The sequence below is a fragment of the Streptomyces sp. CO7 genome (assembly GCF_053474865.1).
In genome coordinates this window covers 107,032-109,115 of record NZ_JBRIOU010000002.1, presented here as the reverse complement: position 1 = coordinate 109,115, position 2,084 = coordinate 107,032, and the positions used below count along the sequence as shown (strand labels likewise).

At 72.1% G+C, this 2,084-nt stretch carries 2 protein-coding genes; one reads left to right on the top strand and one right to left on the bottom strand.

The window, feature by feature from the left end; genetic code table 11:
* The first annotated feature begins 85 nt into the window (after positions 1-85).
* Positions 86-1,222, top strand: a complete 1,137-nt coding sequence (locus ACOV8S_RS02370; protein ID WP_448315822.1) for a hypothetical protein — start codon at positions 86-88, stop codon at positions 1,220-1,222.
* A gap of 142 nt (positions 1,223-1,364) precedes the next feature.
* Here ACOV8S_RS02370 and ACOV8S_RS02365 read toward each other — a convergent pair whose 3' ends face one another.
* Positions 1,365-2,015 (bottom strand): thymidine kinase, encoded by a 651-nt coding sequence (locus ACOV8S_RS02365; RefSeq protein ID WP_448315820.1) that lies wholly within the window; start codon positions 2,013-2,015, stop codon positions 1,365-1,367.
* Positions 2,016-2,084 lie beyond the last annotated feature (69 nt).

Sequence of the window (2,084 nt, the reverse complement as noted above, 5' to 3'; positions counted from 1 at the left end):
CTTCCCTACTTCCCCCTCCCCGCTTCCCGCCGGTCCGTTCCGTTCCGGATCACGGACATGTCAGTCAACCCGAGGAGTCAGCGCAGTGATTGAGGTTGCATCGCAGGTCCTTGATGCGGATGTCCCACCCCTCCACCTGCTGAAGGCGGAACAGCTGCCCGCCTCCGGAAGCGCCGTCACCGGCATGATGAACCAGCGCACCGCGGACGCCGTGCGGACCGTCCTGGGCGTCACCCCGCACACCTCCGACCTGGGCGCGCTGGCCGCGGTGGAGGCCGCCCTCGCCTGCCTGGCCGCGCCGGCCGTTCCCGCCAAGTACAGCGACGTGGAGCGTGCTTCCCTGCCGGAGGACCTGTACGAGGAGCACGACCTGTTCTTCGGCGCGATCAGGGTCACCGGGAACCCGGTGGAGACCTTCACCCGCACCGTGCTCGAAGCCCTCCGCAGCCACCTCGACGACGCCCTCTCGGCCGGGTCGGGGCTCTGCAGCGGTGAGCGGGCCCAGCTGCGCGAGGCGTTTCTGGTGCCCTTCCACGCGCTGTGGCGGGTCGGAGTGGCCGGCACACCCTTCGAGCAGGCCGCCCGCACCCGCACGGAGGTCACCGGAGCGGGCGGTGGCACGGGTGCCGGGCCCGGCGAGGCGCGGGTCGACCCGCTGATCCGCTGGCGCCTCGGTCACCAGGTGTTCTTCGCGCTCATACAGGCGCTGATCGTGTCGGTCGGCTGTCTCGAGGAAGCCCTCGCGAACGAGCCGGAGGACACCGGGAGCATCTGCCGGCTGCTCGAGGACGCCACGGTGCTGATGGTCGGGTCCGGCACGGCGATGCGGTACGCCGGAGACTTCACGCCCACCCACTACTCGGACGCGGTCCGTCCCGCGATGATGCCGCCGCACATCAACGCCAGGTTCAGCGGCCTGCAGCTGCGTGACCACCGGATCCTGCTGAAGCTGCTCAACCGGGTCAAGCCGCTGCTGGCGTCACCCGCTCCCGCCGTCGACAAGTCGTACACGCGGCTGCTCGAGGCGATGTCGACGGCCTACGACGCCCACATCTCGGTCTGTTCGCGGTTCGGCGGCGACCGCGAGTCGAGTCTCCGCACGCCCGGCTCCAGGGTCCCGGCGGCGAAGATCCTCGAGCGCTTCCGTGACCGCCGGATCAGCGCCGCCACGCCGGACCGTCCGGCCGAGGCCGGTGACCTCCGCCCGGGACTCGCCCGTTGAGCGGGCGCGGCCGGGACGCCGCGCGCGGCCCGTGGCGGAGTTCCGGCCCGGGCTCCGCCACGGCGCCGGTCTCCCCCGCAGCGCCGGTCTCCCCCGCCGCGCGGACCGCCTGGCGTTCGGCGTCCGGCGTCCGGGCGCGGCGTCAGCCGGAGCTGACCGGCAGCACGTCCGGGGACAGGGAGGCCGCCTTGGCCGTGGCGCTGGTCATCCGACGGCGGTGGTGGCGGCGGCACAACACCTCGTAACCGATCTCGTCCGGCTGGTTGGCGACGTCGCCGACCATCACCTGCTCGCCCTCGACCACCATCACGCCGCCCACCGTGCGCGCGTTGTGCGTGGCACGGGCCCCGCACCAGCACAGCGCCTCGACCTGCAGGGTCTCGACACGGTCGGCGAGCTCGATCAGCCGCTGCGAGCCGGGGAAGAGGCGGGTGCGGAAGTCGGTGGTGATGCCGAAGGCGTAGACGTCCATCTCCAGGTCGTCCACGATCCGCGCCAGCTGGTCGACCTGCTCCGCAGCCAGGAACTGCGCCTCGTCGGCGATGACGTAGTCGATGCGGCCGCCCCGCTGCAGCCGGTCCACCACGTACCCGTACAGGTCGAACCCGGTGCCGGCCTCCACCGCGTCGGTCACCAGACCCAGGCGCGACGACAGCTTGCCCTCACCGGCCCGGTCGTCCCGGGTGAAGATCAGCCCCTCGAGGCCGCGGGCGGACCGGTTGTGGGCGATCTGGAGGGCCAGGGTCGACTTGCCGCAGTCCATCGTCCCGGAGAAGAACACCAGCTCTGGCATGACAGGTCGAAGGCCTTTCGGTCAGGTCGGCGCGCCGGGGAAGAGGGACGGGGCGGGGCAGGGCAGCGC